This is a genomic window from Bosea sp. 124 (assembly GCF_003046175.1).
In the GTDB taxonomy this organism is placed as follows: domain Bacteria; phylum Pseudomonadota; class Alphaproteobacteria; order Rhizobiales; family Beijerinckiaceae; genus Allobosea.
Map to the genome: position 1 here is coordinate 1,685,378 of NZ_PZZM01000001.1, position 23,310 is coordinate 1,708,687.

At 67.8% G+C, this 23,310-nt stretch carries 23 protein-coding genes; 15 read left to right on the top strand and 8 right to left on the bottom strand.

Annotated elements, in window-relative coordinates:
* Complete coding sequence (locus C8D03_RS07845) at positions 1 to 993, bottom strand: Bug family tripartite tricarboxylate transporter substrate binding protein (RefSeq protein ID WP_181300782.1); 993 nt, start codon at positions 991 to 993, stop codon at positions 1 to 3.
* Positions 994 to 1,324: 331 nt separating this feature from the next.
* Between C8D03_RS07845 and C8D03_RS07850 the strand changes: the two genes are divergently transcribed.
* Positions 1,325 to 2,584, top strand: a complete 1,260-nt coding sequence (locus tag C8D03_RS07850; RefSeq protein ID WP_108051348.1) for an NAD(P)/FAD-dependent oxidoreductase — start codon at positions 1,325 to 1,327, stop codon at positions 2,582 to 2,584.
* Positions 2,585 to 2,712: 128 nt separating this feature from the next.
* Positions 2,713 to 3,192, top strand: coding sequence for a hypothetical protein (locus C8D03_RS07855; protein WP_108051350.1), 480 nt, complete (start codon positions 2,713 to 2,715; stop codon positions 3,190 to 3,192).
* A gap of 73 nt (positions 3,193 to 3,265) precedes the next feature.
* Here the strand turns inward: C8D03_RS07855 and C8D03_RS07860 are convergent, their stop codons facing one another.
* Complete coding sequence (locus C8D03_RS07860) at positions 3,266 to 4,192, bottom strand: NAD(P)H-dependent flavin oxidoreductase (RefSeq protein ID WP_108051353.1); 927 nt, start codon at positions 4,190 to 4,192, stop codon at positions 3,266 to 3,268.
* A 257-nt stretch (positions 4,193 to 4,449) separates the two neighbouring features.
* Here C8D03_RS07860 and ggt point away from each other — a divergent pair, with 257 nt between their 5' ends.
* The gene (gene ggt, locus C8D03_RS07865) at positions 4,450 to 6,012 is read left to right on the top strand and encodes a gamma-glutamyltransferase (protein ID WP_108045768.1); all 1,563 of its coding nucleotides are present in this window, start codon (positions 4,450 to 4,452) and stop codon (positions 6,010 to 6,012) included.
* A 36-nt stretch (positions 6,013 to 6,048) separates the two neighbouring features.
* Here the strand turns inward: ggt and lepA are convergent, their stop codons facing one another.
* Positions 6,049 to 7,854 (bottom strand): translation elongation factor 4, encoded by a 1,806-nt coding sequence (lepA, locus tag C8D03_RS07870; protein WP_108051354.1) that lies wholly within the window; start codon positions 7,852 to 7,854, stop codon positions 6,049 to 6,051.
* A gap of 203 nt (positions 7,855 to 8,057) precedes the next feature.
* Between lepA and C8D03_RS07875 the strand changes: the two genes are divergently transcribed.
* Complete coding sequence (locus C8D03_RS07875; RefSeq protein WP_181301297.1) at positions 8,058 to 8,648, top strand: helix-turn-helix domain-containing protein; 591 nt, start codon at positions 8,058 to 8,060, stop codon at positions 8,646 to 8,648.
* On the top strand, positions 8,645 to 9,232 hold the full coding sequence (locus tag C8D03_RS07880) for a GNAT family N-acetyltransferase (RefSeq protein ID WP_108045770.1): 588 nt from the start codon (positions 8,645 to 8,647) through the stop codon (positions 9,230 to 9,232). The genes C8D03_RS07875 and C8D03_RS07880 overlap by 4 nt, the downstream gene beginning before the upstream one ends.
* Here C8D03_RS07880 and C8D03_RS07885 read toward each other — a convergent pair.
* The 3 genes from C8D03_RS07885 to hrcA form a co-directional block, all read right to left on the bottom strand.
* Positions 9,202 to 9,453, bottom strand: coding sequence for a DUF3297 family protein (locus C8D03_RS07885; RefSeq protein WP_108045771.1), 252 nt, complete (start codon positions 9,451 to 9,453; stop codon positions 9,202 to 9,204). The genes C8D03_RS07880 and C8D03_RS07885 overlap by 31 nt on opposite strands.
* A 94-nt stretch (positions 9,454 to 9,547) precedes the next feature.
* A complete protein-coding gene (locus C8D03_RS07890) occupies positions 9,548 to 10,156 on the bottom strand; it encodes an ankyrin repeat domain-containing protein (protein ID WP_181300784.1) in 609 nt (202 codons plus the stop codon).
* 44 nt (positions 10,157 to 10,200) lie between these two features.
* Positions 10,201 to 11,247 carry a heat-inducible transcriptional repressor HrcA gene (hrcA, locus tag C8D03_RS07895; RefSeq protein WP_282568585.1) on the bottom strand — a complete coding sequence of 349 codons (1,047 nt, stop codon included), beginning with the start codon at positions 11,245 to 11,247 and terminating at the stop codon, positions 10,201 to 10,203.
* A 187-nt stretch (positions 11,248 to 11,434) separates the two neighbouring features.
* Between hrcA and rph the strand changes: the two genes are divergently transcribed.
* From rph to hemW, 3 genes are read left to right on the top strand one after another with little or no spacing between them, the layout of a single operon-like run.
* Positions 11,435 to 12,151 carry a ribonuclease PH gene (gene rph / locus C8D03_RS07900; RefSeq protein ID WP_108045774.1) on the top strand — a complete coding sequence of 239 codons (717 nt, stop codon included), beginning with the start codon at positions 11,435 to 11,437 and terminating at the stop codon, positions 12,149 to 12,151.
* 1 nt (position 12,152) lies between these two features.
* Complete coding sequence (gene rdgB / locus C8D03_RS07905) at positions 12,153 to 12,788, top strand: RdgB/HAM1 family non-canonical purine NTP pyrophosphatase (RefSeq protein ID WP_108045775.1); 636 nt, start codon at positions 12,153 to 12,155, stop codon at positions 12,786 to 12,788.
* Complete coding sequence (gene hemW, locus C8D03_RS07910) at positions 12,785 to 13,981, top strand: radical SAM family heme chaperone HemW (protein ID WP_248308395.1); 1,197 nt, start codon at positions 12,785 to 12,787, stop codon at positions 13,979 to 13,981. Before rdgB ends, hemW begins: the two co-directional genes overlap by 4 nt.
* Before the next feature lie 107 nt (positions 13,982 to 14,088).
* Here hemW and C8D03_RS07915 read toward each other — a convergent pair whose 3' ends face one another.
* Positions 14,089 to 15,192, bottom strand: coding sequence for a penicillin-binding protein activator (locus tag C8D03_RS07915; RefSeq protein ID WP_248308396.1), 1,104 nt, complete (start codon positions 15,190 to 15,192; stop codon positions 14,089 to 14,091).
* A 287-nt stretch (positions 15,193 to 15,479) separates the two neighbouring features.
* Here C8D03_RS07915 and rsmI point away from each other — a divergent pair, with 287 nt between their 5' ends.
* From rsmI to gshB, 3 genes are all read left to right on the top strand, one after another.
* Positions 15,480 to 16,394, top strand: a complete 915-nt coding sequence (gene rsmI / locus C8D03_RS07920) for a 16S rRNA (cytidine(1402)-2'-O)-methyltransferase (RefSeq protein WP_108045777.1) — start codon at positions 15,480 to 15,482, stop codon at positions 16,392 to 16,394.
* A 2-nt stretch (positions 16,395 to 16,396) separates the two neighbouring features.
* Complete coding sequence (locus C8D03_RS07925) at positions 16,397 to 16,786, top strand: YraN family protein (protein WP_108045778.1); 390 nt, start codon at positions 16,397 to 16,399, stop codon at positions 16,784 to 16,786.
* An 86-nt stretch (positions 16,787 to 16,872) separates the two neighbouring features.
* Positions 16,873 to 17,823, top strand: a complete 951-nt coding sequence (gshB, locus tag C8D03_RS07930; protein WP_108045779.1) for a glutathione synthase — start codon at positions 16,873 to 16,875, stop codon at positions 17,821 to 17,823.
* 35 nt (positions 17,824 to 17,858) lie between these two features.
* On the opposite strand, the gene C8D03_RS07935 is transcribed toward gshB, so the two are convergent.
* Positions 17,859 to 18,647: a HesA/MoeB/ThiF family protein gene (locus C8D03_RS07935; protein ID WP_108045780.1), complete on the bottom strand. Its 789-nt coding sequence runs from the start codon at positions 18,645 to 18,647 to the stop codon at positions 17,859 to 17,861.
* Positions 18,648 to 18,835: 188 nt separating this feature from the next.
* Here C8D03_RS07935 and C8D03_RS07940 point away from each other — a divergent pair, with 188 nt between their 5' ends.
* From C8D03_RS07940 to C8D03_RS07955, 4 genes are all read left to right on the top strand, one after another.
* Positions 18,836 to 19,831 carry a BMP family lipoprotein gene (locus C8D03_RS07940; protein WP_465246466.1) on the top strand — a complete coding sequence of 332 codons (996 nt, stop codon included), beginning with the start codon at positions 18,836 to 18,838 and terminating at the stop codon, positions 19,829 to 19,831.
* Between the two features lie 112 nt (positions 19,832 to 19,943).
* On the top strand, positions 19,944 to 20,681 hold the full coding sequence (locus C8D03_RS07945; protein ID WP_108045782.1) for an MBL fold metallo-hydrolase: 738 nt from the start codon (positions 19,944 to 19,946) through the stop codon (positions 20,679 to 20,681).
* On the top strand, positions 20,678 to 22,213 hold the full coding sequence (locus C8D03_RS07950; protein ID WP_108045783.1) for an ABC transporter ATP-binding protein: 1,536 nt from the start codon (positions 20,678 to 20,680) through the stop codon (positions 22,211 to 22,213). Before C8D03_RS07945 ends, C8D03_RS07950 begins: the two co-directional genes overlap by 4 nt.
* Positions 22,210 to 23,310, top strand: a complete 1,101-nt coding sequence (locus C8D03_RS07955; protein ID WP_108045784.1) for an ABC transporter permease — start codon at positions 22,210 to 22,212, stop codon at positions 23,308 to 23,310. Before C8D03_RS07950 ends, C8D03_RS07955 begins: the two co-directional genes overlap by 4 nt.

A 23,310-nucleotide genomic window follows, 5' to 3' on the forward strand; every position in this document is an offset into this window, starting at 1 on the left:
TCAGTTCTGGATGGTGATCCCGGCCTTGTCGATGATGCTCTTGAACTTGGCGATCTCGGTCTGCGCCTTCGCCTTCGCCTGCTCTCCGGTGGAGGGCGTCGTCGCCGCGCCGAGTTCCTCGAAGCGGGCGACGACAGCCGGGTCCTTGAGAACGGTCTGCATCTCAGCGATGAGCCTGTCGCAGATTTCCTTCGGCGTGCCTTTGGGCGCTAGGAATCCGTTCCAGGAGCTGATGTCGAAGCCGGGCAAGGTCTCGGCGAGAGCGGGAATCTCGGGCGCGATCCTGGCCCGCTCCGTCGAGGTCACCGCGAGCCCGCGCAGCGTGCCCGCCTTGTAGTGCGGATAAGGCGAAGTGAAGTTGTCGAAGGAGACCTTGACGTTGCCGGCGATCAGATCCTGCACCAGCGCGCCCGAGGAACGATAAGTGACGTGCTGCATCTTCACGCCGGCGAGCTGCATGAACAGCTCCCCGGAAAGGTGGATCGAGGTGCCGATGCCCGACGAGCCAAAATTCTCCTTGCCCGGATTGGCCTTCAGATAGGCGATAAATTCGGCGACGTTCTGGGCCGGAATCGACGGGTGCACGCACAGGAAATTCGGCTGGGACGAGGCCAGCGAGAGAAACTCGAAATCCTCGAACGGCTTGAAAGGCAGCTTCTCCTTGTAGAGGTTGGGGTTGATCCCGTGCGTCGAGGGCGTCGTCATGCCGATCGTGTAACCGTCGGGCGCGGCATGGGAGAGCGCGGCAACCCCGGTGTTGCCGCCGGCCCCGGCACGGTTCTCGATGATGAAGGCTTTCCCGACGCGCTGGGTCAGCTTCTCGCAGATGATGCGGCCGACGAGATCGGTGGTGCCCCCGGCACCGAACGGAATGATGACGGTGACGGGCTTTGCCGGATAGGCCTGGCCGAAGCCCTTGCCCGACATCAAAGGCGCGGCGAGCGCGCCGCCGGCAAGACTGAGCGCGGCGCGGCGCGTGATCGATCGGCTCATCATTCCCTCCCAGGAGCATCCCCGCGGCTTTTGCCGTCTGCTCGCCAGAATAGGCCCGCGCCCGATCCCGGCAAGCCCTCTCGTGGCATCCCGCGATCCGACAGGCACTGCGATCACAGCGCGAGGATCGTCCTGGTCATGGTGTCTCCGGCGATCGCGGCCCGAAATCCCAACGTCGGTGGCCGAGGAACCGAAATGGACGTGGCCCGCGCCGCCGGAGAGGCGTAGATACGCAGCGCCCTGCCGCGCCCGCCTTCCGGCAAAGCTCGCCGGCAGCGGCCGCTCGCCACCTGCCCGTGACCTGCTTGTTCGATCGATGGACCTCTTCGCGATGCCGACCAGCCTCCCCTCGACCGCCGGCACCACCGGAACCAGCACCGATTTCGATCTCGTCGTGGTCGGCGCCTCCTATGCGGGCGTCGGCGTCGTCGCCGCCGCGCGGGAAGCCGGCTTTTCCGGGCGCATCGCGCTGGTCGGCGACGAGACCGAGCTGCCCTATCAGCGGCCACCGCTGTCGAAGGGCTTCCTGCTCGGCAAGGCCGGCGCGAACCTGCCGCTCAAAGCGGCCTCCTTCTACGCGGAAGCCGGGGTCGAATTCGTCGCGGGGCGGCGCGCCGTTGCGCTCGACCGGCAGGCGCAGCGGCTCAGGCTCGACAACGGGACCACGCTCGGCTTCAGGCAACTGGCTCTGACCACCGGCGCGCGTGCCGCGGCGCTGCGCTGTCCTGGCGCGGAACTCGACGGTGTCGTCTCGCTGCGCTCGCTCGGGGATGCCCATGTGCTGAGCGAACGGCTCGGCGCGGCAGGCTCCGTCGTGATCATCGGCGGTGGCTTCATCGGGCTTGAGGTCGCCTCCGCGGCCATCGCGCTCGGCAAACAGGTGACAGTCGTGGAAGCCGGCCCGCGCCTGATCGGCCATGCCGTGGCGCCGGAGATCTCCGCCTATATGCACAGCCTCCATGCCGGCCACGGCGTTACGATCCGGCTCGCGACGAAGGTCGAGCGGATCGAGGGCGACGGCGGCAAGGTTACCGCCGTCCTCTGCACCGACGGCTCGCGCCTGCCCTGCGATCTGGTGCTCGCGGCCGTGGGCGCCGTGCCCAATACGGAGCTCGCGGCTGCGGCGGGGCTGACGGTTGAAGACGGCATCGTCGTCGACGAGCTCTGCCGCACCTCCGACCCGGCGATCTTCGCTGCCGGTGACTGCACCAGCCATCCCAATCTCGTCGCGGGGCGCCGGCTTCGGCTCAGCTCGGTCCAGAACGCGCATGACCAGGGCCGCGCCGCAGGCAGCACCATCGCAGGCCGGCCCGAGCCCTACAAAGCCGTGCCTTGGTTCTGGTCCGACCAGTACGACGTCAAGCTGCAGATGGTCGGCCTCGGCGTCGCCGGCGGCCCTGCCATCCTGCGTGGCTCGACGTCAGAGGGGCGCTTCTCGCTGTTCCGCTACGATGGCGACCGGCTCGCCGCGATCGAGAGCATCAACCGGCCGGCCGACCATATGATAGGCCGCCGCCTGCTGGCTGCGGGCCGCTGGCCGACGCCGGAGCAAGCTGCCGATCCGGAGTTCGACCTGCGCTCGCTGGCCTGAGACCGGCAGGCACCCGGCCTTGCCTGCCCCGGATCGGCCTTGCCTGCCCTGAAAATGCCACTTGCCACGCCCCGCGAATGAGAGTGCGATGGCCGGGGGCTCAGACCAGCCTTGCGATGGAGAAGACCATGCTGAGGAACGCCATTCTTGCATCCGCATCCCTCTTCGCGCTGGCGATGTTGCCGGTGACGCCAGCCGCCGCGCTGACGATGAAGGAATGCAGCACCAAATATCAGGACGCCAAGAAGGCCAACACGCTCAAGGGCCAGAAGTGGAACGATTTCCGCAAGGCCCAGTGCGGTGACGACGATGCCGACGACAATGAGGCAGCGGCGGCCGTGACCGAGCCGGCAAAGCCTGCCGTGACGCCCGCCAGTGCGCCAGCCGCTACCCCGGCCAAGCCTGTCGTGGCCGGCAAGGCCAAGGCGGCGGTCTTCCCGAAGGCCGTTGCGGCGAAGTATTCGGACCTGTCCGCCGGCAAGGCCCGACTCAAGACCTGCGCCGACCAGTACAACGCCAACAAGACCGTGAACGCCAATGGCGAGCTGAAATGGATCGAGAAGGGCGGCGGCTACTGGAGCCAGTGCAACACCAAGCTGAAGAGCTGATCGCTCCATCGCACGGAAGCGGCCCGTCATCCCGGGCTTGACCCGGGATGACGGGGATTTTGAACAAAGACGCTCAGCCCGCCAGCGAGGCGCGCGCCTGCCGGTATTCCGCCAGCAGCCTCGCGCCGAGTTCGGCCACGCTCGGGACGTCCTCGATCGACCCGACGCCCTGCCCGGCCGACCAGATCGTCTTCCAGACCTTGGCCTCGTTGCCGAGGTCGAGCTTGCCATGGGACGTCAGATTCTCCGGGTCGAGCCCGGCGGCCTCGATGCTTTCGCGCATGAAATTGGCGTTCACGCCGCTGATCGCTGGGGTGTAGAGGATGTCGGCAGCACGCGTGCGCAGCAACATCTCCTTATAGGCGGGATCGGCCATGCTCTCGACCGTGGCGATGAAGCGGGTGCCGAGATAGGCGAGATCGGCCCCCATCATCTGCGCCGCGGCGATCTGGGCACCGTTCGAAATCGCGCCCGCCAACACGATCGTGCCTTTGAAGAATCGCCTGATCTCGGCGACCAGCGCGAAGGGGCTCATCAGGCCGGCATGGCCGCCCGCCCCGGCCGCAACCGCGATGACGCCGTCCACGCCAGCCTCGGCCGCCTTTTGCGCATGGCGCAGGCTGATGACGTCGTGAAAGACGACGCCGCCATAGCCATGCACCGCCTTGACCAGATCGGGCACCGCGCCAAGCGAGGTGATGACCAGCGGCACCTTGTGCTGCGCCGTGATCGCCAGATCCTGCTCGAGCCGCGGATTGGAACGGTGAACGATCAGGTTGACCCCGAAGGGCGCGGCCTCGGGACTGTCGGCCAGGCGCCCCCCGATCTCGTCGAGCCAGCCGGCATAGCCTTCGCTGCTGCGCTGGTTCAGGGCCGGAAAGGTGCCGAGGATGCCGGCTTTGCAGGTCTCGACGACGAGATCGGGGCCCGAGACCAGAAACATCGGCGAGGCGATGGCGGGCAGGCGCAGGCGCCCGGCGAGCGAAGCAGGTAGCGGCACGGTCGGTCTCCCCAGCATCGGATTCTGATCGTCAGATTTCGATCATGGATGTTCTTGGTCGAGCATCGCTCGTATCAGCGCGCGCGCCCGTGTGGAACCCGCCGCAGGGCCGGGACGCGCCCGACGCGCTTGCCAAACGCCAACGGCTGGGCGAGTTCGGAAGGACCGATCCGGCCCGAAGCCGACCGACCTCTGGAGACAGCGACGTGAGCACCCAAAACCAACGTGATTTCGAGCAGCCCGGCCGCTCGGTGGTGATGGGCCGGCGCGGAATGGCCGCGACCTCCCACCCCGCCGCCACGCTGGCGGCGATCAACATCCTGCAGGCCGGCGGCAACGCGATCGACGCCGCGGTCGCGGCCTGTGCCGTGCAATGCGTCGTCGAGCCGGGCTCGACCGGCATCGGCGGCGACTGCTTCGTGCTGCTGGCGGCGGGCGGCAGCGACAAGGTCATCGCCTATGACGGCTCCGGCCGCGCGCCGGCCGCCGCGACCCTCGACTGGTATCTCGAACACGGCTTCACCGAAATCCCGCGCCAGTCGCCGCATGCCGTGACCGTGCCGGGCTCGGTCGAGGCCTGGGCGACGCTGGTCAAGGACCATGGCCGCCTGCCGCTTGCAAAGCTTCTGGAACCGGCCATCGCGCTCGCCCGCGACGGCTATGCCGTTTCGCCGCGCGTCGCGGCCGACTGGGCCGGACAGGCGGCCCTGCTGGCGAAGGACCCGCATGCCGCCCGCGTCTTCCTGCCGGGTGCACGGGCTCCACTTGCCGGCGAAGTGCATCACCAGCCGGAGCTCGCGGCGACGCTGCAGGCGATCGCCACGCGCGGTCCTTCCGCCTTCTACGAGGGCGAGATCGCCCAGGACATGGTGGACCGCCTGCGCGAACTCGGTGGGCTGCATACGCTGGAGGATTTCCGCGCGGCGAAGGGCGGCTATGTCACGCCGATCAGCACGCGCTTCCGCGGCCACGAGGTGCATGAATGCCCGCCGGCCGGCCAGGGCGTGATCGCGCTGATGATCCTCAACATCCTGTCGGGCTTCGAGCCGGGGAGCGACCCACTCTCCGCCGACCGGTTGCATGTCGAGATCGAGGCGTCGCGGCTGGCCTATTCCGTGCGCGACGCGGTGCTGGCCGATCCGAGCCAGAGCGAGGTCCCGCTGGACTGGCTTTTGTCGGAGGAACTCGCAGCCGAACTGCGCAGCAAGATCGATCTCAAGCAGGCGATCGCGGAGCTGCCCTCCTTCACCGCCTCGGCGGTCGAGCATGCCGACACCGTCTATATCAGTGTCGTCGACGGCGACGGCATGGCGGTCAGCTTCATCAACTCGGTGTTCAACCCCTATGGCGCCGCGCTGGTCGCACCGAAGAGCGGCGTGCTGCTGCAGAACCGCGGCCAGGGCTTCATGCTCAAGGCCGGCCACCCCAATGCGATCGCGCCGCGCAAGCGCCCGCTGCACACCATCATCCCCGGCATGATGACGCGCGACGGCAAGGTCCGCCTCTCCTTCGGCGTGATGGGCGGGCACTATCAGGCGATGGGCCACGCCCATCTGGTCAGCAAGCTGATCGATTACGGGCTCGACCTGCAGACCGCGATCTCGCTGCCGCGCGTCTTCCCGCGCCCCGGGCAGACCGCGATCGAGGCGGAAAGGACGCTGCCGCCGGCCGTGCGCGCCGAGCTGGAGCGGCGCGGCTTCGTCTTTACGGCACCCGGAGCCGCGATCGGCGGCGGACAGGCGATCGCGATCGACCATGAGACCGGCGTGCTGCTGGCCGGCTCCGACCACCGCAAGGATGGCTGCGCACTCGGCTGGTAGAACCAGATGGCGCCGGCTGCGGCCGGCGCCTTTGGCTCAGTCGTCCATCTTCAGCGCGGCAATGAACGCTTCCTGCGGGATCTCGACCCGGCCGAACTGCCGCATCTTCTTCTTGCCTTCCTTCTGCTTGTCCAGGAGCTTGCGCTTGCGCGAGGCGTCGCCGCCATAGCACTTAGCGGTCACGTCCTTGCGCAGCGCCCGAATGGTCTCGCGGGCGATGATCTTGCCGCCGATCGCCGCTTGCACCGGGATCTGGAACATGTGCGGCGGGATCAGGTCCTTGAGCTTCTCGCACATGGCACGGCCGCGGGCATCGGCGCGAGAGCGGTGGACCAGCATGGACAAGGCATCGACCGGCTCGGCGTTGACCAGGATCGACATGCGCACGAGGTCGCCCTCGCGATAATCGGTGATGGCGTAGTCGAAGGAAGCGTAGCCCTTGGAGATCGATTTCAGCCGATCGTAGAAATCGAACACCACCTCGTTCAGCGGCAGGTCGTAGACCACCTTGGCGCGCGATCCGACATAGGACAGGTCGGTCTGGACGCCGCGACGGTCCTGACAGAGCTTCAACACCGAGCCGAGATATTCGTCGGGGGTGAAGATCGTCGCCTTGATCCACGGCTCCTCGATCGTCTCAATCTTCATGACGTCGGGCATGTCGGCCGGGTTGTGCAATTCCAGCACCGTGCCGTCGCGCAGATTGAGGTGATAGACGACCGAGGGTGCGGTCGAGATCAGGTTGAGGTTGAACTCGCGTTCCAGCCGCTCCTGGATGATCTCCAGATGCAGCAGCCCGAGGAAGCCGCAGCGGAAGCCGAAGCCGAGCGCAGCCGACGTCTCCATCTCATAGGAGAAGCTGGCATCGTTCAGGCGAAGCCGGCTCATTGCGGCGCGCAGCACTTCGAAATCGGCGGCATCGACCGGGAAGATGCCGCAGAACACCACCGGCTGGACCGGCTTGAAGCCCGGCAAAGCCTGCGGCGTCTGGCGCTTCTCGTCGGTGATGGTGTCGCCCACCGCCGTATCGGCGACCTCCTTGATCGAGGCCGTGAAGAACCCGACCTCGCCCGGCCCCAGTTCCTTGACCTCGGTCATCTTCGGCTTGAACACGCCGACGCGGTCGACGCCATAGGCGGCGTTGGCCCGCATCATGCGGATGGTCATGCCCTTCTTCAGCGTGCCGTCGATGACGCGCACGAGAACGACGACGCCGAGATAGGCGTCATACCAGCTATCGACGAGCAGGCACTTCAGCGGGGCCTCGAGGTCTCCTTTCGGCGCCGGCAGCTTCTGGACGATCGCCTCGAGCACGCCCTCGATGTTGATGCCGGTCTTGGCCGAGATCGGCACGGCCTCCGAAGCGTCGAGGCCGATCACGTCCTCGATCTGCTGCTTGATGCGCTCGGGCTCGGCTGCGGGCAGATCGATCTTGTTGAGGACGGTGACGATCTCGTGGCCGGCATCGAGCGCCTGGTAGACGTTCGCCAAGGTCTGCGCCTCGACGCCCTGCGAGGCGTCGACGACCAGAAGCGAGCCTTCGCAAGCCGCCAGCGAACGCGAGACCTCATAGGCGAAGTCGACATGGCCGGGCGTGTCCATCAGGTTCAGGATGTAATCCTTACCGTCCTGGGCGCGGTAATCGAGCCGGACGGTCTGGGCCTTGATGGTGATGCCGCGCTCCTTCTCGATATCCATCGAGTCGAGCATCTGCTCGCTCATGTCGCGCGCCGCCACCGTGCCGGTGGTCTGGATCAGCCGGTCGGCCAGCGTCGACTTGCCGTGGTCGATATGCGCCACGATCGAGAAATTGCGGATGTTGTCGAAGGTCTTCGTGCTCATGGCGCGGGAATAGCAGCGATGCCGCATTGCGCCAAGCGTTTGCGCAGGCACCGCGTCATTGCGGGCGCAATGAAACAATCCAGATGCGGCGGCGCTCGACACGCTGCTGGATCGCGCCGTCGCTCCACCCCCTCGCAAGGGCGGCAAAGCCCAAATCATCGCTTGCTTTTCCAATATCATGGAATAAATCTCATTTTATGGATATGGATGCCGATATTGACCTCGACCGCCGGCTGGGCACCCGGCTGAAGGCCACGCGCCAGGGCCTCGGCTGGACGCTCGACACGCTGGCCGAGCGCACCGGGGTCAGCCGCGCGATGATCTCGCGGGTCGAGCGCGGCGAATCGAGCCCAACGGCAGCGCTGCTCGACCGACTCTGCGCCGGACTCGGCATCGTGCTGTCTGCCCTCTTTCGCGAGGACCACGGCGCCGGCCCGCTCGCGCGCCGCGACCAGCAGCCGGTCTGGACCGATCCGGCCAGCGGCTACCGGCGCCGCACCGTCTCGCCGGCCGGCACCGGCTCGCAGCTCGAGATCGTCGAAGTCGAGATGCCGGCCGGCGCGCGCGTCCTGCTGGATGCCCCACGCAGCGGCTTCCGGCTCGACCAGCAGCTCTGGCTGCTGGAAGGCGAGCTCGTGATCGCGGTTGGCGAGCGCGAGCATCGGCTTATCGCCGGCGACTGCCTCGCCATGCTGCTGGACGGGCCGATCAGCTTTTGCAACCCCGGCGCCGGGACGGCACGCTATGCGGTCGTGCTTACCGCGGCCGACCACTGGAACGGACGACGGACATGACGCCAGCCGACGCGGTCACGATCAGCCAACTCGATGCGGAGGCGGCGCAGACGGCGATCCCGGCGCTGACCGACATCCTCGCCGATGCCGTCGAGGGCGGCGCTTCGGTCGGCTTCATGGCAGGCGCGGCGATGGCGGATTATGAACGCTTCTGGCAGGGCGTCGCCACCGAGGTCGCGGCCGGGCGCACCATCCTCTTCGTCGCCACGCTTGGCGGGCGTATCGTCGGCACGACGCAGCTCCAGCTCATCGGCAAGCCAAACCAGCCGCATCGCGCCGAGATCGCGAAAATGCTGGTGCATTCGGGCGCGCGCCGCCGCGGCATCGCCGAGCGGCTCCTGGGTGCCGCCGAGGCCGAGGCGAAGCGGCGCGGCCGCGACCTGCTGGTGCTCGACACCGACGGGGCGAGTGCCGCGCACGCGCTCTACAGCAAGCTGGGCTGGATCGAGGTCGGTACCATTCCACGCTACGCCCTGATGCCGGACGGGCGCGACTGCGACGCGACCTTCTTCTACAAGAGCCTGCTTCTACAAGAGCCTGGCCCGAGAGCCGTTCAGGCTTCCGACGCCGCCTGGCGGAAATAGGGCTCGACGTCGCCCTTTAGCTTCACCGTCATCGGATTGCCGAATCGGTCCTTGGCATTGCCGGCGGTCAGACGTACCCAGCCCTCGCTGACGCAGTATTCCTCGACATTGGTCTTGTCGACGCCCTTGAACCGCACGCCGATGTCCCGCGCGAGCAGTTCCTCGTTGTAGAACGGGCTGTTCGGATTGGACGAGAGGCGATCGGGGAGCGTGTCAGTCATCGGAAAAAGCCTTGCGTGCGGATTTCGGGCGGCGGCCAGGCCGCGTTGGCGGCAGAGGTAGCGCGATCCGGCAGCGATGCCAAATCCGCAGGGATCAGCGGCCGCCGGCCTGCTCGATCAGGGCCGCCACCGCGCTCTGGCCTCTCTGGCGGGCATGGGCCAGCGGCGTCACGCCATCCTTGTCCGCGAGACCGGGACTGGCACCGGCGTCGAGCACCAGCTTCGCAACCTGCTGATGGCGCGGGCCGCCATCGCCGAGGATCACGATCTCCAGAAGGCAGGTCCAGCCGAGATCATTGACGTGATCGACATCGATGCCGCTGGTCAGAAGCAGTTTCACGGCCTCGACATGGGCGCGCTCGCAGGCCGGGATCAGGGCGTTGCCGCCATAGCGATTGCGGATCGTCAGATCGGGCTTGCGTGGCAGCATCGCGGTGATGATCTCGGCTCGTCCCGATGCCCCCGCCAGGAGCCAGGGCGTGTCGCGATTGGCCGCCTGCGTGTTCGGGCTCGCGCCGGCATCGAGCAGCGTGCGGGCGACGGCGACATGATTTCCGGCGACGGCCAACAGAAGGGCGGAGCGTCCCTGCGAATCCTGTGTTTCGAGAGCGGCCCCTGCCGCAACGAGACGGGTCACCTCGGCGGCTCGCCCGGCGGCGGCGGCATCGATCAGGCTGGAACTTGAATCAGCAGCGCTCGTCATCAGCATCAAACCCAATACGCCTGCGAGCATGGCGCCCGACCTGCTCACCAGCCACCATCCAGCAACCGCCCGACCACCTTCGCCGTGTAATCCACCATCGGCACGATCCGGGCATAGTTCAGCCGCGTCGGGCCGATGATGCCGACGACGCCGACGATGCGCTGCTCCGCATCGCGGAAGGGCGCGGCCACCATCGAGGAGCCCGACATCGAGAACAGCTTGTTCTCCGAGCCGATGAAGATGCGAACGCCGTCGCCGGCCTCGGCGCGCGACAACAGGTCGATGACGTCGGTCTGGGTCTCCAGGTCGCCGAAGAGCAGGCGGATGCGCTCGAGATCCTCCTGTGCCTTCAGGTCTTCCAGCAGATTGGCCTGGCCGCGCACGATCAGATGGCGGTCGGAACTCGGCCCCGACGAGGTGGCGATGCCGCTCTCCACCAGTCGCGCCGTCAGCGCATCGAGTTCGCTCTCCATCTGGGTGCGATACTCCGCGATCTCGCGGCGCAGCTCGCCCAGCGTCTTGCCCATGATCCGGGCATTGAGGAAATTCGCAGCCTCGGTCAGCGCCGAGGCCGGCAGGCCAGTCGGCAGGGCAAGCAACCGATTCTCGACCGTGCCGTCATCGGCGACCAGCACGACGAGCGCCCGCGTCGGGTCGAGCCGGACGAATTCGATGTGCTTGAGCCGCGCATTCGCCTTGGTGGTGACGACGACACCGGCGCCGCGCGAGAGGCCAGACAGCAGCGCCGAGGCCTCGGTCAGCGTGCCATCGAGCGTGCGGCCGGTTGCGGCCGCCTTCATCTGCGCCTCGATGCGCGTGCGCTCGTCGGAGGTCAGATTGCCGACTTCCATCATCGCATCGACGAAGAAGCGCAGGCCTCTTTCGGTTGGAAGGCGCCCAGCCGAGGTGTGCGGGGCGTAGATCAGCCCGGCCAGCTCGAGATCGGTCATGACGTTGCGCACCGTCGCCGGCGACAGCGCCATGGGCAGCAGGCGGGCGATGTTGCGCGAGCCGACGGGTTCACCCGTCATCATGTAGCCGTCGACGATCTGGCGGAAAATCTCGCGCGAACGCTGGTCCGTCTCGATCAACCCGCTCGGGGATTCGGGACGCGGCGTATGGGCGCTCATTTCGGACGAAAAAGCAGGTTCGACATCGGGTTATTGTCCGCTTTGCCCCGCGCGGGATCAAGCGAAAACGGCGCTCGGCCGGCTCAACCTTGCCCCGTCCCGGCCAACCGCCTACAAGCCGCCAACCCAGAACAATCAGGATCTTCCCATGCGACCCTCCAAACGCGCCGCAGACGAAATGCGCAAGGTGACGCTCGAACGCGGCGTCGTGCGCTATGCGGAAGGCTCCTGCATGGTGACCTTCGGCGAAACCCGGGTGCTCTGCGCCGCGACTGTCGAGGAAAAGGGCCCGCCCTGGCTGCGCGGCACCGGCAAGGGCTGGGTTACCGCCGAATACGCGATGCTGCCGCGCGCCACGCATGAGCGCAACCGCCGCGAGGTCACCTCGGGCAAGCCGTCCGGCCGCACGCAGGAGATCCAGCGCCTAGTCGGACGGTCGCTTCGCGCCGTCGTCGACCTGACCGCGATCGGCGAGCGCCAGATCGTCGTCGACTGCGACGTGCTGCAGGCCGATGGCGGCACCCGCACGGCCTCTATCACGGGTGCCTGGGTGGCGCTGCACGACGCTCTGAAATGGATGGAGGGCCGCTCCATGCTCAAGGGATCGAACCCGCTGAAGGACCATGTCGCTGCGATCTCCTGCGGCATCGTCGCCGGCAATCCGGTGCTCGACCTCGATTATATCGAGGATTCCGGCGCGCAGACCGATGCGAATTTCGTCATCACCGGCTCGGGCGGCCTCGTCGAGGTGCAGGGCACGGCCGAGGGAGCGCCCTTCTCCGAGGAGGAACTGATGGCGCTGCTCAAGCTCGCCAAGGGCGGAGTGGGCAAACTCGTCACATTGCAGAAGGCGGCGGTGGCCTGAGATGAGCGGGCACCGCCTCCTCACCGGCAAGGTCGTTCTCGCGACCCACAACAAGGGCAAGCTCGTCGAGATGCGCGAGCTGATGGCCCCTTACGGGATCGAGCTGGTCTCGGCCGGCGAACTCGGCCTGCCCGAGCCGGACGAGACCGGCTACATGTTCTCCGAGAACGCCGCGATCAAGGCCGTGGCGGCGACTGAGGCCAGCGGCCTGCCGGCGCTGTCGGACGATTCCGGCCTCTGCATCGATGCGCTCGACGGGTCGCCCGGCCTGTTCTCGGCCAACTGGGCCGGGCCCGGCAAGGATTTCAAACCGGCGATGGCGCGGGTCCTCGCTGAAATGGCCAAGCGTGACGCGACCTCCCCCGAGCAGCGGCGGGCACATTTCGTCTCGGCGCTGGTGATTGCCTGGCCGGACGGACATCAGGAGCTGTTCGAGGGCAGAGTCCACGGGCGGATCGTCGATCAGCCGCGTGGCACGGGCGGCTTCGGCTACAACCCGATCTTCCAGCCGGACGGCCATGACCAGACCTTCGCGGAGATGAGCACGACCATCAAGAGCGGTGCGGCCGAGGCCCTGTCGCACCGGGCGCGGGCCTTCACGCTGCTGGCCGCCGCCTGCCTGCGGAAGCCGCATTGAGCGGCGCGGCCGCCCTCGCCGAAGGCGCCATCCTGCATCCGACCTCGGATGCGGGCTTCGCGGTCTATGTGCATTGGCCCTTCTGCCTGGCCAAATGCCCCTATTGCGACTTCAACAGCCATGTCCGACTGCAGCCGCCCGACCAGGCACGCTATGTCGCGGCCTTCCGGCGCGAGCTCAGCCATCGCGCGCAGCTCGCGCCCGGCCGTACGGTATCCTCGATCTTCTTCGGCGGCGGCACGCCCTCGCTGATGGAGGGGCGGACGGTCGGCGCGATCCTCGATGCGATCGGCGAGTTCTGGGCTATCGATCCAAACTGCGAGGTCTCGCTGGAGGCCAATCCGACCAGCGTCGAGGCCGGGCGTTTCGCTGATTTTCGCGCTGCCGGCGTCAACCGCGTGTCGCTCGGTGTGCAGGCGCTGAACGACGCCGATCTCAAGGCGCTGGGGCGGATGCACTCGGCACAAGAGGCGCTGGACGCCGTCGCGATCGCGCGGAAATATTTCGAGCGCTACTCCTTCGACCTGATCTATGCCCGTTCGGTCGGGCAGACGCCTTCGCTGTGGCGGGCCGAACTCGAGCTGGCGATCAGCCACGCGGCCGAGCATCTCTCGCTCTACCAGCTCACCATCGAGCCCGACACGATGTTCGAGCGGCTGTTCAAGGCGGGCAAGCTCGCGATCCCCGATTACGAGGCGGGTGCGGTGCTCTACGAGATTACACAGGAGATCACGGCCAAGCACGGCCTGCCGGTCTACGAGATCTCGAACCATGCCAGGCCCGGCGCCGAATGCCGCCACAACCTGGTCTATTGGCGCTATGGCGAATATGCCGGCGTCGGTCCCGGCGCGCATGGCCGTCTCGTCACGGCGGAGGGACGGATGGCGCATTCGACCGAAAAGCGGCCCGAGACCTGGCTCGATCGGGTCGAGGCGGAAGGCCATGCGCTGGTCGAGGACGAGAGGCTCAATGCCGAGGCGCAGGGCGACGAATACCTGCTGATGGGTCTTCGCCTGGTCGAGGGGATCGATCCGGCCGTGTTCAAGGCCCTGTCCGGACGGGCGCTCAGCGAACCCCGCGTCGCGAGCCTGATCCTGGACAGGCTGCTGACCCGCAAGCCCGGCGGCAAACTCGCCTGCACGCCCGACGGCGCGCTGGTACTGGATGCGGTCGTGGCGGATCTCGCGGCCTGAGGCGCAGCGTCATGCTCGAGCTTGACCCGAGCATCTCGTGAGAGTGCCTTATTCAGCGCGAGATTCTCGGGTCTGCGCTCCGCTCCGCCCGAGAATGACGGCTGCGGTCACTGCGTGCGCGGGCCCAAATCCCGCGGCGCGGCATTGACCGTGACGATCTGGCCGTTGCGCAGTTCGAGCACGGCGAGGCCGCGGTCGATCTGGCCATCGGGACGGAAGCGGAAGACGCCGTCGGCGCCGGCGAAGCCCGACGCATTGGTCAGGACCTGCTCCGAGAAGCGCTGCGAGCCTTGCGTGCGGGCCAGCGCCGCCGACAGCGAGACGGCGTCGTAGGCGAGTGTCGCCGTGCGCGTCGGCGCGCTGTTGAAGCGCGCCTGATAGCGACCGGCGAAGGCGTTGAAGCCGGCGGTGTCGGGCGAGGCAAACCAGCCGCCCTGGATCGCCGGCACACGCGCGACATTGGCGTCGTTCCAGACGCCGGTGCCGAGCGGCTTGACCTTGGTCGGATCATAACCCGCCTGCTGCAGCGCGGCGCCAAGCGCCGGCATCGCATCGGCGGCAGCGGGCACGAAGAGCGCGTCGGCCTGCTGGAGGGCCGGCGTCAGCCGCGTCGCGGCGGCGCGCATCGAATTCTGGTCCGGGGAGAAGCGCTCGATTACGACGACGCGGCCACCGCGCGCGGCCACCGCCTGCTGGAAGGCGGCCTCGACGACCTTGCCATAAGCGGTGTCCGGGACCATCGCGGCGAAGGATTTGCGGCCCTGCTGCGAGGCATAGGCGATGACGCGGTTGACGTCGTTCTCCGGCGGGAAGGACAAAAGATAGACACCGCGCCCGGCGACATTTGTGTCGCTGGAGAAGGCGATGACCGGGCGGTTCGCGCCGCGCGCCACCTGCCCTGCTGCCTGGACGGAGGGCGCGAAGAGCGGGCCGATGATCAGTTCGGCGCCCTCGCGCAGGGCTTCCTGCGCTGCCGCCTGCGCGCCCTCGGGCGTGCCGCGATCATCCTTGACCAGCAGAGTCAGGTCGGCATTGGGGAATTCCGCCAAGGCCATCTCGGCGGCGTTGCGGAGCGAATTGCCGACGACGGCGCCCTGGCCTTCGGCGGTCAGCGGCAGGATCAGCCCGACCTTGACCTTTCCGGTGCCGATGGTCTGCCCGGTGCTCTGGCCCGGCTGCGCTTGAGTCGAGGCGCTGTCGAAACCCGGCAAGCCACCGGGACCGCCGCTGCAGGCCGCGAGCGCCAGGCAAGCGAGCGCAACCAGCGAAGGTGCGCTTCGCCGAAGAACCGGTTCCAGGAGCCGATGACGCAACACGGGCGATCTCCAGATCTTGTGCCGGAAAGGCGAGCCGCCCATCCGGCGGTGCAGTTCCCCGACCGTGGGACTCTCCTGCCAGTGCGGCAGGGTATTTTCAAGTTGTTAACTCTGTGTTGCGCTCGCCAGAACAGCCGACAGGCCGATGGCGCGGGCGGAGCGCTTGTGGCAGGTTCGCGCCGATGTCGACAGCCTCCACGCCTGCGCCGCGCGCACCGAGCTACACCGCCTTCGGGATCAAGGCCGAGGCCGAGCCGCTATCGCCCGGCCTCCACATCGTCGCGACTCCGATCGGCAACCTCCGCGACATCTCGTTTCGGGCGCTGGCGACGCTGGCGGCGGCCGATGCCGTGCTCGCCGAGGACACCCGCACCTCGAAGACGCTGTTGGCGCATTACGGCATCTCGACGCCGCTCTACCCCTATCACGAGCACAATGCCGAGCAGATGCGACCGAAGATTCTCGGCAAGCTGCGCGAGGGCGGCAAGCTCGCGCTGATCTCGGATGCCGGCACGCCGCTGGTCTCCGACCCCGGCTACAAGCTCGTTGCCGAACTCGTCGCCGAGGGACTGCCGGTCACGGGCATTCCCGGCCCCTCCGCCGTTCTGGCAGCCCTTGTGCTGGCGGGGCTGCCGACCGACCGCTTCTTTTTCGAGGGCTTCCTGCCGCCGAAAGCCGCGGCGCGGCGCGGGCGGCTGACCGAACTCGCCGCCATCCCGGGCACGCTCGTGTTCTTCGAATCGCCGCGCCGCCTGGCCGAGATGCTGTCGGACGCGGCTGCCGTGCTGGGCGAGCGCCCCGGCGCCGTCGCGCGTGAGCTGACCAAATTCTACGAGAACGTGCAGCGCGGCCCGCTCTCGGCGCTCGCCGCGCATTACGAGGGCGAGGAAGAGGCACGCGGCGAGATCGTCGTCATCATCGGCCCGCCCGGCGCCGAGGAACTGACACCGGCCGGCGACGTCATCGAGGAACGCCTGCGCGCTGCGCTGGCTCAGGTCTCGCTGAAGGAGGCGGTCGCGCAGGTCGCGGCCGAAACCGGCCAACCGCGCCGCAAGGTCTATGCGCGCGCGCTCGAACTGACGCGCGAGACGCCCTGACCATGGAGCGTCGGAGCGGAGGGGTCCGCAGCCGGCGCGCCAGACGCTCCGGCATCACGGGCCGGCGCTCGGAATGGTTCGCGATCCTCTGGCTGGCGGCCAAGGGCTACCGCCTGCTCGCCCGGCGCTTCGGCGGCAAGGGCGGCGAGATCGACCTGATCGTGAAGCGGGGGCGGACGGTCGCCTTCGTCGAGGTGAAGCAGCGCGGTACGCTCGACGACGCCCTGATCGCGATCACGGCGGAGAAGCGCCGGCTGATCGAAGCCCGCATCCGGCAATGGCTGGGGCAGAATCCGTGGGCGATGGACCATCATCTGCGGGCGGACGCCGTCTTCCTCGCGCCCCGGCGCTGGCCGCGCCATGTGCCGGCCGTGTTCCCGCTTGTCTTGTGACGCACGGCACGCCACTTGCCGATCACCGGCGCAGCATCCGATAAGGACGCGCCATCGACGTCGTTCGTCCCCTCGGAGCGGAAGCCATGACTCTCACCGTCGCCATCCAGATGGACCCGATCGAGCGCCTCCGGGTTGCGGGTGATACCGGCTTCGCGCTGATGCTGGAGGCGCAGGCGCGCGGGCACACGCTGTTCACCTACACGCCCGACAAGCTCTCGATGCGCGAGGGCAAGGTCACGGCGCCGATCCGCCCGGTCACCGTGCGTGACGTCGAGGGCGATCACTTCAGCGCCGGCGCCGAGGAGCGGACCGATCTCTCGACGCTCGACGTCGTGCTGCTGCGGCAGGACCCGCCCTTCGACATGGCCTATGTCTCGACCACGCATATGCTCGAGCGCATCCACCCCAAGACGCTGGTGGTCAACGACCCGTTCCATGTCCGCAACGCGCCCGAGAAGATCTTCGTCACGCATTTTCCCGAGCTGATGCCGCCGACGCTGATCACGCGCGACAAGGCAGAGATCGAGGCCTTCCGCGACGAATTCGGCGAGATCGTGATGAAGCCGCTCTACGGCCATGGCGGTGCGACAGTGTTCAAGACGAGCAAGACCGATCCGAATTTCGGATCGCTCTACGACCTCTTCGCCAATCTCTTTCGCGAGCCCTGGGTGGTGCAGGCCTATATCAAGGAGATCTCCGAGGGCGACAAGCGCATCATCCTGATCGACGGCAAGGCGGCGGGCGCGGTCAACCGTGTGCCGGCGGTCGGCGATCTGCGCGCCAACATGGTGCGCGGCGGCGCGGCAAGGCCGACCGACCTGTCGAAGCAGGAACTCGCGATCTGCGAGGCGATCGGGCCTGCGCTGCGCGAGCGCGGGCTGCTGCTCGTCGGCATCGACGTGATCCATGGCAAGCTGACCGAGATCAACGTGACGGCGCCGACCGGCGTGCGCGCGATCAAGAAGCTCGGCGGCCCGGATCTGGCGGCCCAGCTCTGGGACGTCATCGAGGGTAAGGTCGGCAAAGGGAAATAGGCAGCAGGCCGTATCGCTGTCGCGTTGGCGACAGCCTATTGCCGACTGGCTATTGCCTTGCCATTCAACGCATTCTCCTCGTCCCAGCCGTAGCGGAGCGTCTCGAAGCGCATCGTCAGCGCATCGACCAGCAGCAGCCTGCCGACCAGCGGTTCGCCGAAGCCGGTCACCGCGCGGATCACCTCCAGCGCCATCAGCGAGCCCATGACCCCGGGCAGGGCGCCGAGAATCCCGGCTTCGGCGCAGGTCGGGACCGTGCCAGCCGGGGGCACATCGGGAAACAGGCAGCGCCAAGTCGGGTTCGGGCGGCCGTCGGGGGCGGTCTCATGGGCACGGATCGTCGTCAGCGAGCCGTCGAAACGCCCGAGCGCGGCCATGACCACAGGCTTGCGCTCGTGGAAGCAGGCATCTGAGACGGCATAGCGCGTGGCGAAACTGTCCGAGCCCTCGGCCACGACATCGTAGAAGGCGATCAGCGCGCGGGCGTTGTGGGGGTCGATCCGGGTGACGTGCTCCTCGACCACGACATGCGGGTTGAGGCGCTTGACGAAGGCGGCGGCCGCCACGGCCTTGTGCGCGCCGATATCGTCCGTGCCGTAAATCGTCTGGCGCTGCAGGTTCGAGAGCGAGACGACGTCGTCGTCGACGATGCCGATATGGCCGACGCCAGCAGCGGCGAGATACTGGATCAGCGGCGCGCCGAGTCCGCCGGCACCGACCACGAGCACCCGCGCTCGCTTGAGCTTCTGCTGGCCGGGACCGCCGATCTCCGGCAGCACCAGATGGCGCGCATAACGTTCGATCTCGTCGTCGTTCAGGCTCATCGGCGAAGGGTTAAGCCGATCCGGCGCCGGGAGCAATCATGGCGAGCGCGTCGCAGGGAATCGTTCGCCGCCAGCTCCGGGCGCCGGCTCCTGGCACCGGCTTGGCCGCGCCGCAAAGCCATGCCATCGTGTCCGTCGAGCAGGGCTGGTCAACAGCCTGTCGTCGAACAGGGGATTGTTCCATGCGTTTGAAATCGCTCGCGCTGGCGCTGGCCGGTGTCGCCCTCTCGACCGTCGCGGCGATGGCTCAGACGGCGATCAAGCCGGCGATCGTCTATGACAAGGGCGGCAAGTTCGACAAATCCTTCAACGAGGGCGTCTTCGCCGGGGCCGAGCGGTTCAAGGCCGAGACCGGCGTCGAGTTCCGCGATTTCGAGCCGACCAACGAGGCGCAGATCGAACAGGCCCTGCGCCGCTTCGCGCGCGACGGGCATTCGCCGATCATCGCCGTCGGCTTCTCGCAGGCGACACCGCTGCAGAAGGTGGCGGCCGAGTTCCCGGCCCTGCAGTTCACCATCATCGACATGGTGGTCGACCTGCCGAACGTGCAGTCGGTCGTGTTCAAGGAGCATGAGGGCTCCTATCTGGTCGGACTGCTGGCCGGCATGGCCTCGAAGACCAACAAGGTCGGCTTCGTCGGTGGCATGGACATCCCGCTCATCCGCAAATTCGCCTGCGGCTACGTCCAGGGCGTGAAGGCGGCGAAGAAGGACGCCGAGATCTTCCAGAACATGACCGGCTCGACGCCGGCCGCCTGGAACGATCCGGTCAAGGGCGGCGAACTCGCCAAGTCGCAGATCGATCGCGGCGCCGACGTGATCTACCACGCCGCCGGCGGCACCGGCATCGGCGTGCTGCGCGCAGCGGCGGATGCCGGCAAGCTTGGCATCGGCGTCGATTCCAACCAGAACGGCCTGCAGCCCGGCAAGGTGCTGACCTCGATGCTGAAGCGCGTCGACGTCGCCGCCTATGCCTCGTTCAAGGCGGCGCGCGACGGTGCCTGGAAGCCCGGCATCTCGGTGCTCGGCCTGAAGGAGGACGGCGTCGGCTGGGCGCTCGACGACGCCAACAAGACGCTGGTCACGCCCGAGATGAAGGCCGCCGCCGACAAGGCCCGCGCCGACATCATCAGCGGCGCGGTCAAGGTCCACGACTACATGTCGGATTCGAAGTGCACGATCTGAGATGCGGTAGAACGCCGTCATTCCCGGGCGACGCGCGGCGCGAGCCAGAGAATCCCCTGCAGGAGATGCCCGGGTCGAGCCCGGGCATGACGGCCCTCGTGGCCCCCTCCCGATGAAGGTCACCATTCTCGGCTCTGGCGACGCTTTCGGGACGGGGGGGCGTTTCAACACCTGCCTGCATGTCGAGGCCGGGCCTGAGCGCATGCTGCTGGATTGCGGCGGTTCGAGCATGGTGGCGCTGAACCGGGCCGAGGTCGAGCGCAACGGGCTGTCCACGCTGCTCTTCACGCATTTCCATGGCGACCATTTCGGCGGGCTGCCGGCCTTCCTGCTCGATGCCCAGTTCGTCTCGCGACGGAAGGAGCCGCTGACCATCGCGGGGCCTGCCGGCATCGAACACCGGACGCTGCACGCGCTCGAGGCGGAGTTTCCCGGCTCGTCGAGCAATCCGTGGCGCTTCCCGGTCACTTACGTCGAGGTCACGCCGGAGCAGCCCGTGAGGCTCGGCGGGATCGACGTCAGCGCCTTCCCGATGGTGCATGACGAGCGCGCCGGCCCTTGCCAGGGCTACCGGCTCGGCTTCGACGGCAAGGTCTTCGCCTTCTCCGGCGACACGGCCTGGACCGAGGCGCTGATCCCGCTCACAGCGGGGGCCGATGTCCTGCTGGTCGAGTGCTACGCCTACGACATCGCGCTCGCCAACCATCTCGACTACGGGACGCTGGCGGCACACCGGGCCGAACTCGGCGCGGCACGGATCGTGCTGACCCATATGGGCATGAACATGCTGGCCCATCGCGATCCCCTGCCCGAGGAACGGGCCCATGACGGCATGACGATCGAGCTATGACGGCGCCCCCTGCCCCCGCGATTGAACTATCGGGCGTCTCGAAGCGCTTCGGCCCGGTCCAGGCCAACCGCGATGTCTCCCTGTCGGTCGCGGCCGGGTCGATCCATGGCATCGTCGGCGAGAACGGAGCCGGCAAATCGACGCTGATGTCGATCCTCTACGGCTTCTATGAAGCCGATGCCGGAGCGATCCGGATCGGCGGTGCGGAGCGACGCATCCGCACCCCGGCCGATGCGATCGGCTTCGGGATCGGTATGGTCCACCAGCATTTCATGCTGGTCGAGACGCTGAGCGTCGTCGAGAACGTCCTGCTCGGTGCCGAGGGCGGCGCCCTGCTCAGGAACGGGCTGGACCGGGCCCGCGCCGAGCTGGCGCGGCTGGCCGGCGAGTACGGCCTCGTCATCGATCCGGATGCCATCGTCGGGGAGCTTTCGGTCGGCCTGCAGCAGCGCGTCGAGATCCTGAAGGCGCTCTATCGCGGGGCGCAGATCCTGATCCTCGACGAGCCGACAGCCGTGCTGACTCCACCCGAGGCCGACCAGCTCTTTTCCTTGCTCCGAGCCCTCAGGGCGCAGGGCAAGACCGTCATCCTGATCACGCACAAGCTGCGCGAGATCATGGAGGTCACCGACCGGGTCTCGGTGATGCGGCGCGGCGAGATGGTGGCGCATCTGACAACCGCCGAGACCTCGCCGCCGGAACTTGCCGAGGCGATGGTCGGCCGGCGCGTACTGCTGCGTGTCGAGAAGGAGCCACGGCCGCGCGGAGCCAAGGTTCTGGAAGCGATCGGGCTGGATCTCGTCGATGCACGTGGGGTCGCGCTTCTGAGCAAGATCGACCTGACACTTCATGCCGGTGAGATCGTCGGGATCGCGGGTGTTGCCGGCAACGGCCAGAGCGAGCTGCTGGAGGTCCTGGCCGGCTTGGTCACGCCCTCGCGCGGCGCCATCAGGCTGGACGGACAGCCTCTTGCCGGTGCCGATCGCAATCCTGCCGGCCTGCGCAAGCGCGGCGTGATGCATATCCCCGAGGATCGCCAGCGGACCGGGCTCGTCACCGCCTTCCCTGCGGCCGAGAACTCCATTCTCGGCTATCAGGACGATCCCGCTCTCGGACCCGGCCCCTTCCTTTCCCCCCGCACGATCGCCGCCCGTGCCCGCGAGAGCTTCGCGGCTTACGATGTGCGCCCGCCGGACCCCACTCTCAAGACCGCGAAATTCTCCGGCGGCAACCAACAGAAGATCGTCCTCGCCCGCGAGATCGAACGAGCGCCGCGGGTGTTGCTCGTCGGCCAGCCGACGCGCGGCGTCGATATCGGCGCGATCGAGTTCATCCACCGCCGGCTGATCGCGCTGCGGGATGCCGGCGTCGCGATCCTGCTCGTCTCGGTCGAGCTGGAGGAGGTGATGGCGCTGTCCGACCGCATCCTCGCCATGTGCGGCGGGCGGATCACCGGCGAGCGCATGGCGGAGACCGCCGACGAACGCGATCTCGGGCTGCTGATGGCCGGCGTAACGGGAGAGGCAGCGTGAGCGCCGCCCCGATCGAACTCCCGCGCTGGGCCGATACCGCGCTCGTGCCGCTGGTCTCGGTTTCGGCGGCGCTCGCCGTCGCCGGACTCGTCGTGCTCGGCATCGGCGAGAGCCCGCTGGAGGCGACCGCGCTGCTGCTGCGGGGCGCCTTGGGCTCGGCCGAGGGGCTAAGCTTCACGCTTTATTACACGACGAATTTCATTTTCACCGGGCTCGCCGTCGCGGTCGCCTTCCATGCCGGGCTGTTCAACATCGGCGGCGAGGGGCAGGCGACGATCGCCGGCATCTTTGCCGCGCTCGCCTGCCTCTGGCTGGCGCCGCTGCCGGGCATCCTGCTCGTGCCGCTGGCGGTGCTGGCCGCGGCAGCAGGCGGCGCGCTCTACGGGTTCGTTCCGGGCTGGCTGCAGGCGACGCGCGGCAGCCATGTCGTCATCACCACGATCATGTTCAACTTCCTGGCGGCGACGCTGAGCGTCTATCTGCTGGTCGAAATCATCGGCAAGCCGGGCTCGATGGCGCCGGAGACGCCGGAATTCGCCTCCCATGCGATCCTCACACCGATGCACAAGCTGCTCGCGCCACTGGGCGTGAACCTGCCGGCAACGCCGCTCAACAGCGCCTTCCTGCTGGCGCTCGCCGCGCTCATCGCGGTCTGGGCGCTGATCTTCCGCTCGCGGCTGGGCTACGCGATCCGCACGGTCGGCGCCAATCCGCGGGCGGCCGCCTATGCCGGAATCTCGCCTTCGCGCATCACCATGGTGGCGATGGCGATCTCGGGCGCGCTTGCGGGCGGGCTCGCGGTCAACGAGGTGATGGGCGTTCAGCACCGGCTGCTGCTCGATTTCACCGCCGGCTACGGCTTTGTCGGCATCGCGGTGGCGCTGATGGGGCGTGGCCACCCGGTCGGCGTGGGGCTCGCCGCGCTGCTCTTCGGCGTGCTCTATCAGGGCGGGGCGGAGCTCTCCTTCGACAAGCCGAGCATCACCCGCGACATGGTCGTGGTCATCGGCGGCGTCATCATCCTGTTTGCCGGGGCCCTCGACGGGATGTTCCGGCGGGCGGTGGCGAGCGGCCTGCGGCTCAGGCGGGCAGGCTGA

Coding starts and splice junctions, on each gene's coding strand:
- C8D03_RS07855 (WP_108051350.1), top strand. CDS start 2,713: ATGCTGAGGAACGCCATTCTTGCATCCGCATCCCTCTTCGCGCTGGCG.
- C8D03_RS07875 (WP_181301297.1), top strand. CDS start 8,058: ATGGATGCCGATATTGACCTCGACCGCCGGCTGGGCACCCGGCTGAAG.
- rph (WP_108045774.1), top strand. CDS start 11,435: ATGCGACCCTCCAAACGCGCCGCAGACGAAATGCGCAAGGTGACGCTC.
- C8D03_RS07880 (WP_108045770.1), top strand. CDS start 8,645: ATGACGCCAGCCGACGCGGTCACGATCAGCCAACTCGATGCGGAGGCG.
- ggt (WP_108045768.1), top strand. CDS start 4,450: ATGGGCCGGCGCGGAATGGCCGCGACCTCCCACCCCGCCGCCACGCTG.
- C8D03_RS07950 (WP_108045783.1), top strand. CDS start 20,678: ATGACGGCGCCCCCTGCCCCCGCGATTGAACTATCGGGCGTCTCGAAG.
- rdgB (WP_108045775.1), top strand. CDS start 12,153: ATGAGCGGGCACCGCCTCCTCACCGGCAAGGTCGTTCTCGCGACCCAC.
- C8D03_RS07935 (WP_108045780.1), bottom strand. CDS start 18,647: ATGAGCCTGAACGACGACGAGATCGAACGTTATGCGCGCCATCTGGTG.
- C8D03_RS07890 (WP_181300784.1), bottom strand. CDS start 10,156: ATGACGAGCGCTGCTGATTCAAGTTCCAGCCTGATCGATGCCGCCGCC.
- lepA (WP_108051354.1), bottom strand. CDS start 7,854: ATGAGCACGAAGACCTTCGACAACATCCGCAATTTCTCGATCGTGGCG.
- C8D03_RS07885 (WP_108045771.1), bottom strand. CDS start 9,453: ATGACTGACACGCTCCCCGATCGCCTCTCGTCCAATCCGAACAGCCCG.
- rsmI (WP_108045777.1), top strand. CDS start 15,480: ATGTCGACAGCCTCCACGCCTGCGCCGCGCGCACCGAGCTACACCGCC.
- C8D03_RS07850 (WP_108051348.1), top strand. CDS start 1,325: ATGCCGACCAGCCTCCCCTCGACCGCCGGCACCACCGGAACCAGCACC.
- C8D03_RS07845 (WP_181300782.1), bottom strand. CDS start 993: ATGAGCCGATCGATCACGCGCCGCGCCGCGCTCAGTCTTGCCGGCGGC.
- C8D03_RS07945 (WP_108045782.1), top strand. CDS start 19,944: ATGAAGGTCACCATTCTCGGCTCTGGCGACGCTTTCGGGACGGGGGGG.
- gshB (WP_108045779.1), top strand. CDS start 16,873: ATGACTCTCACCGTCGCCATCCAGATGGACCCGATCGAGCGCCTCCGG.
- C8D03_RS07925 (WP_108045778.1), top strand. CDS start 16,397: ATGGAGCGTCGGAGCGGAGGGGTCCGCAGCCGGCGCGCCAGACGCTCC.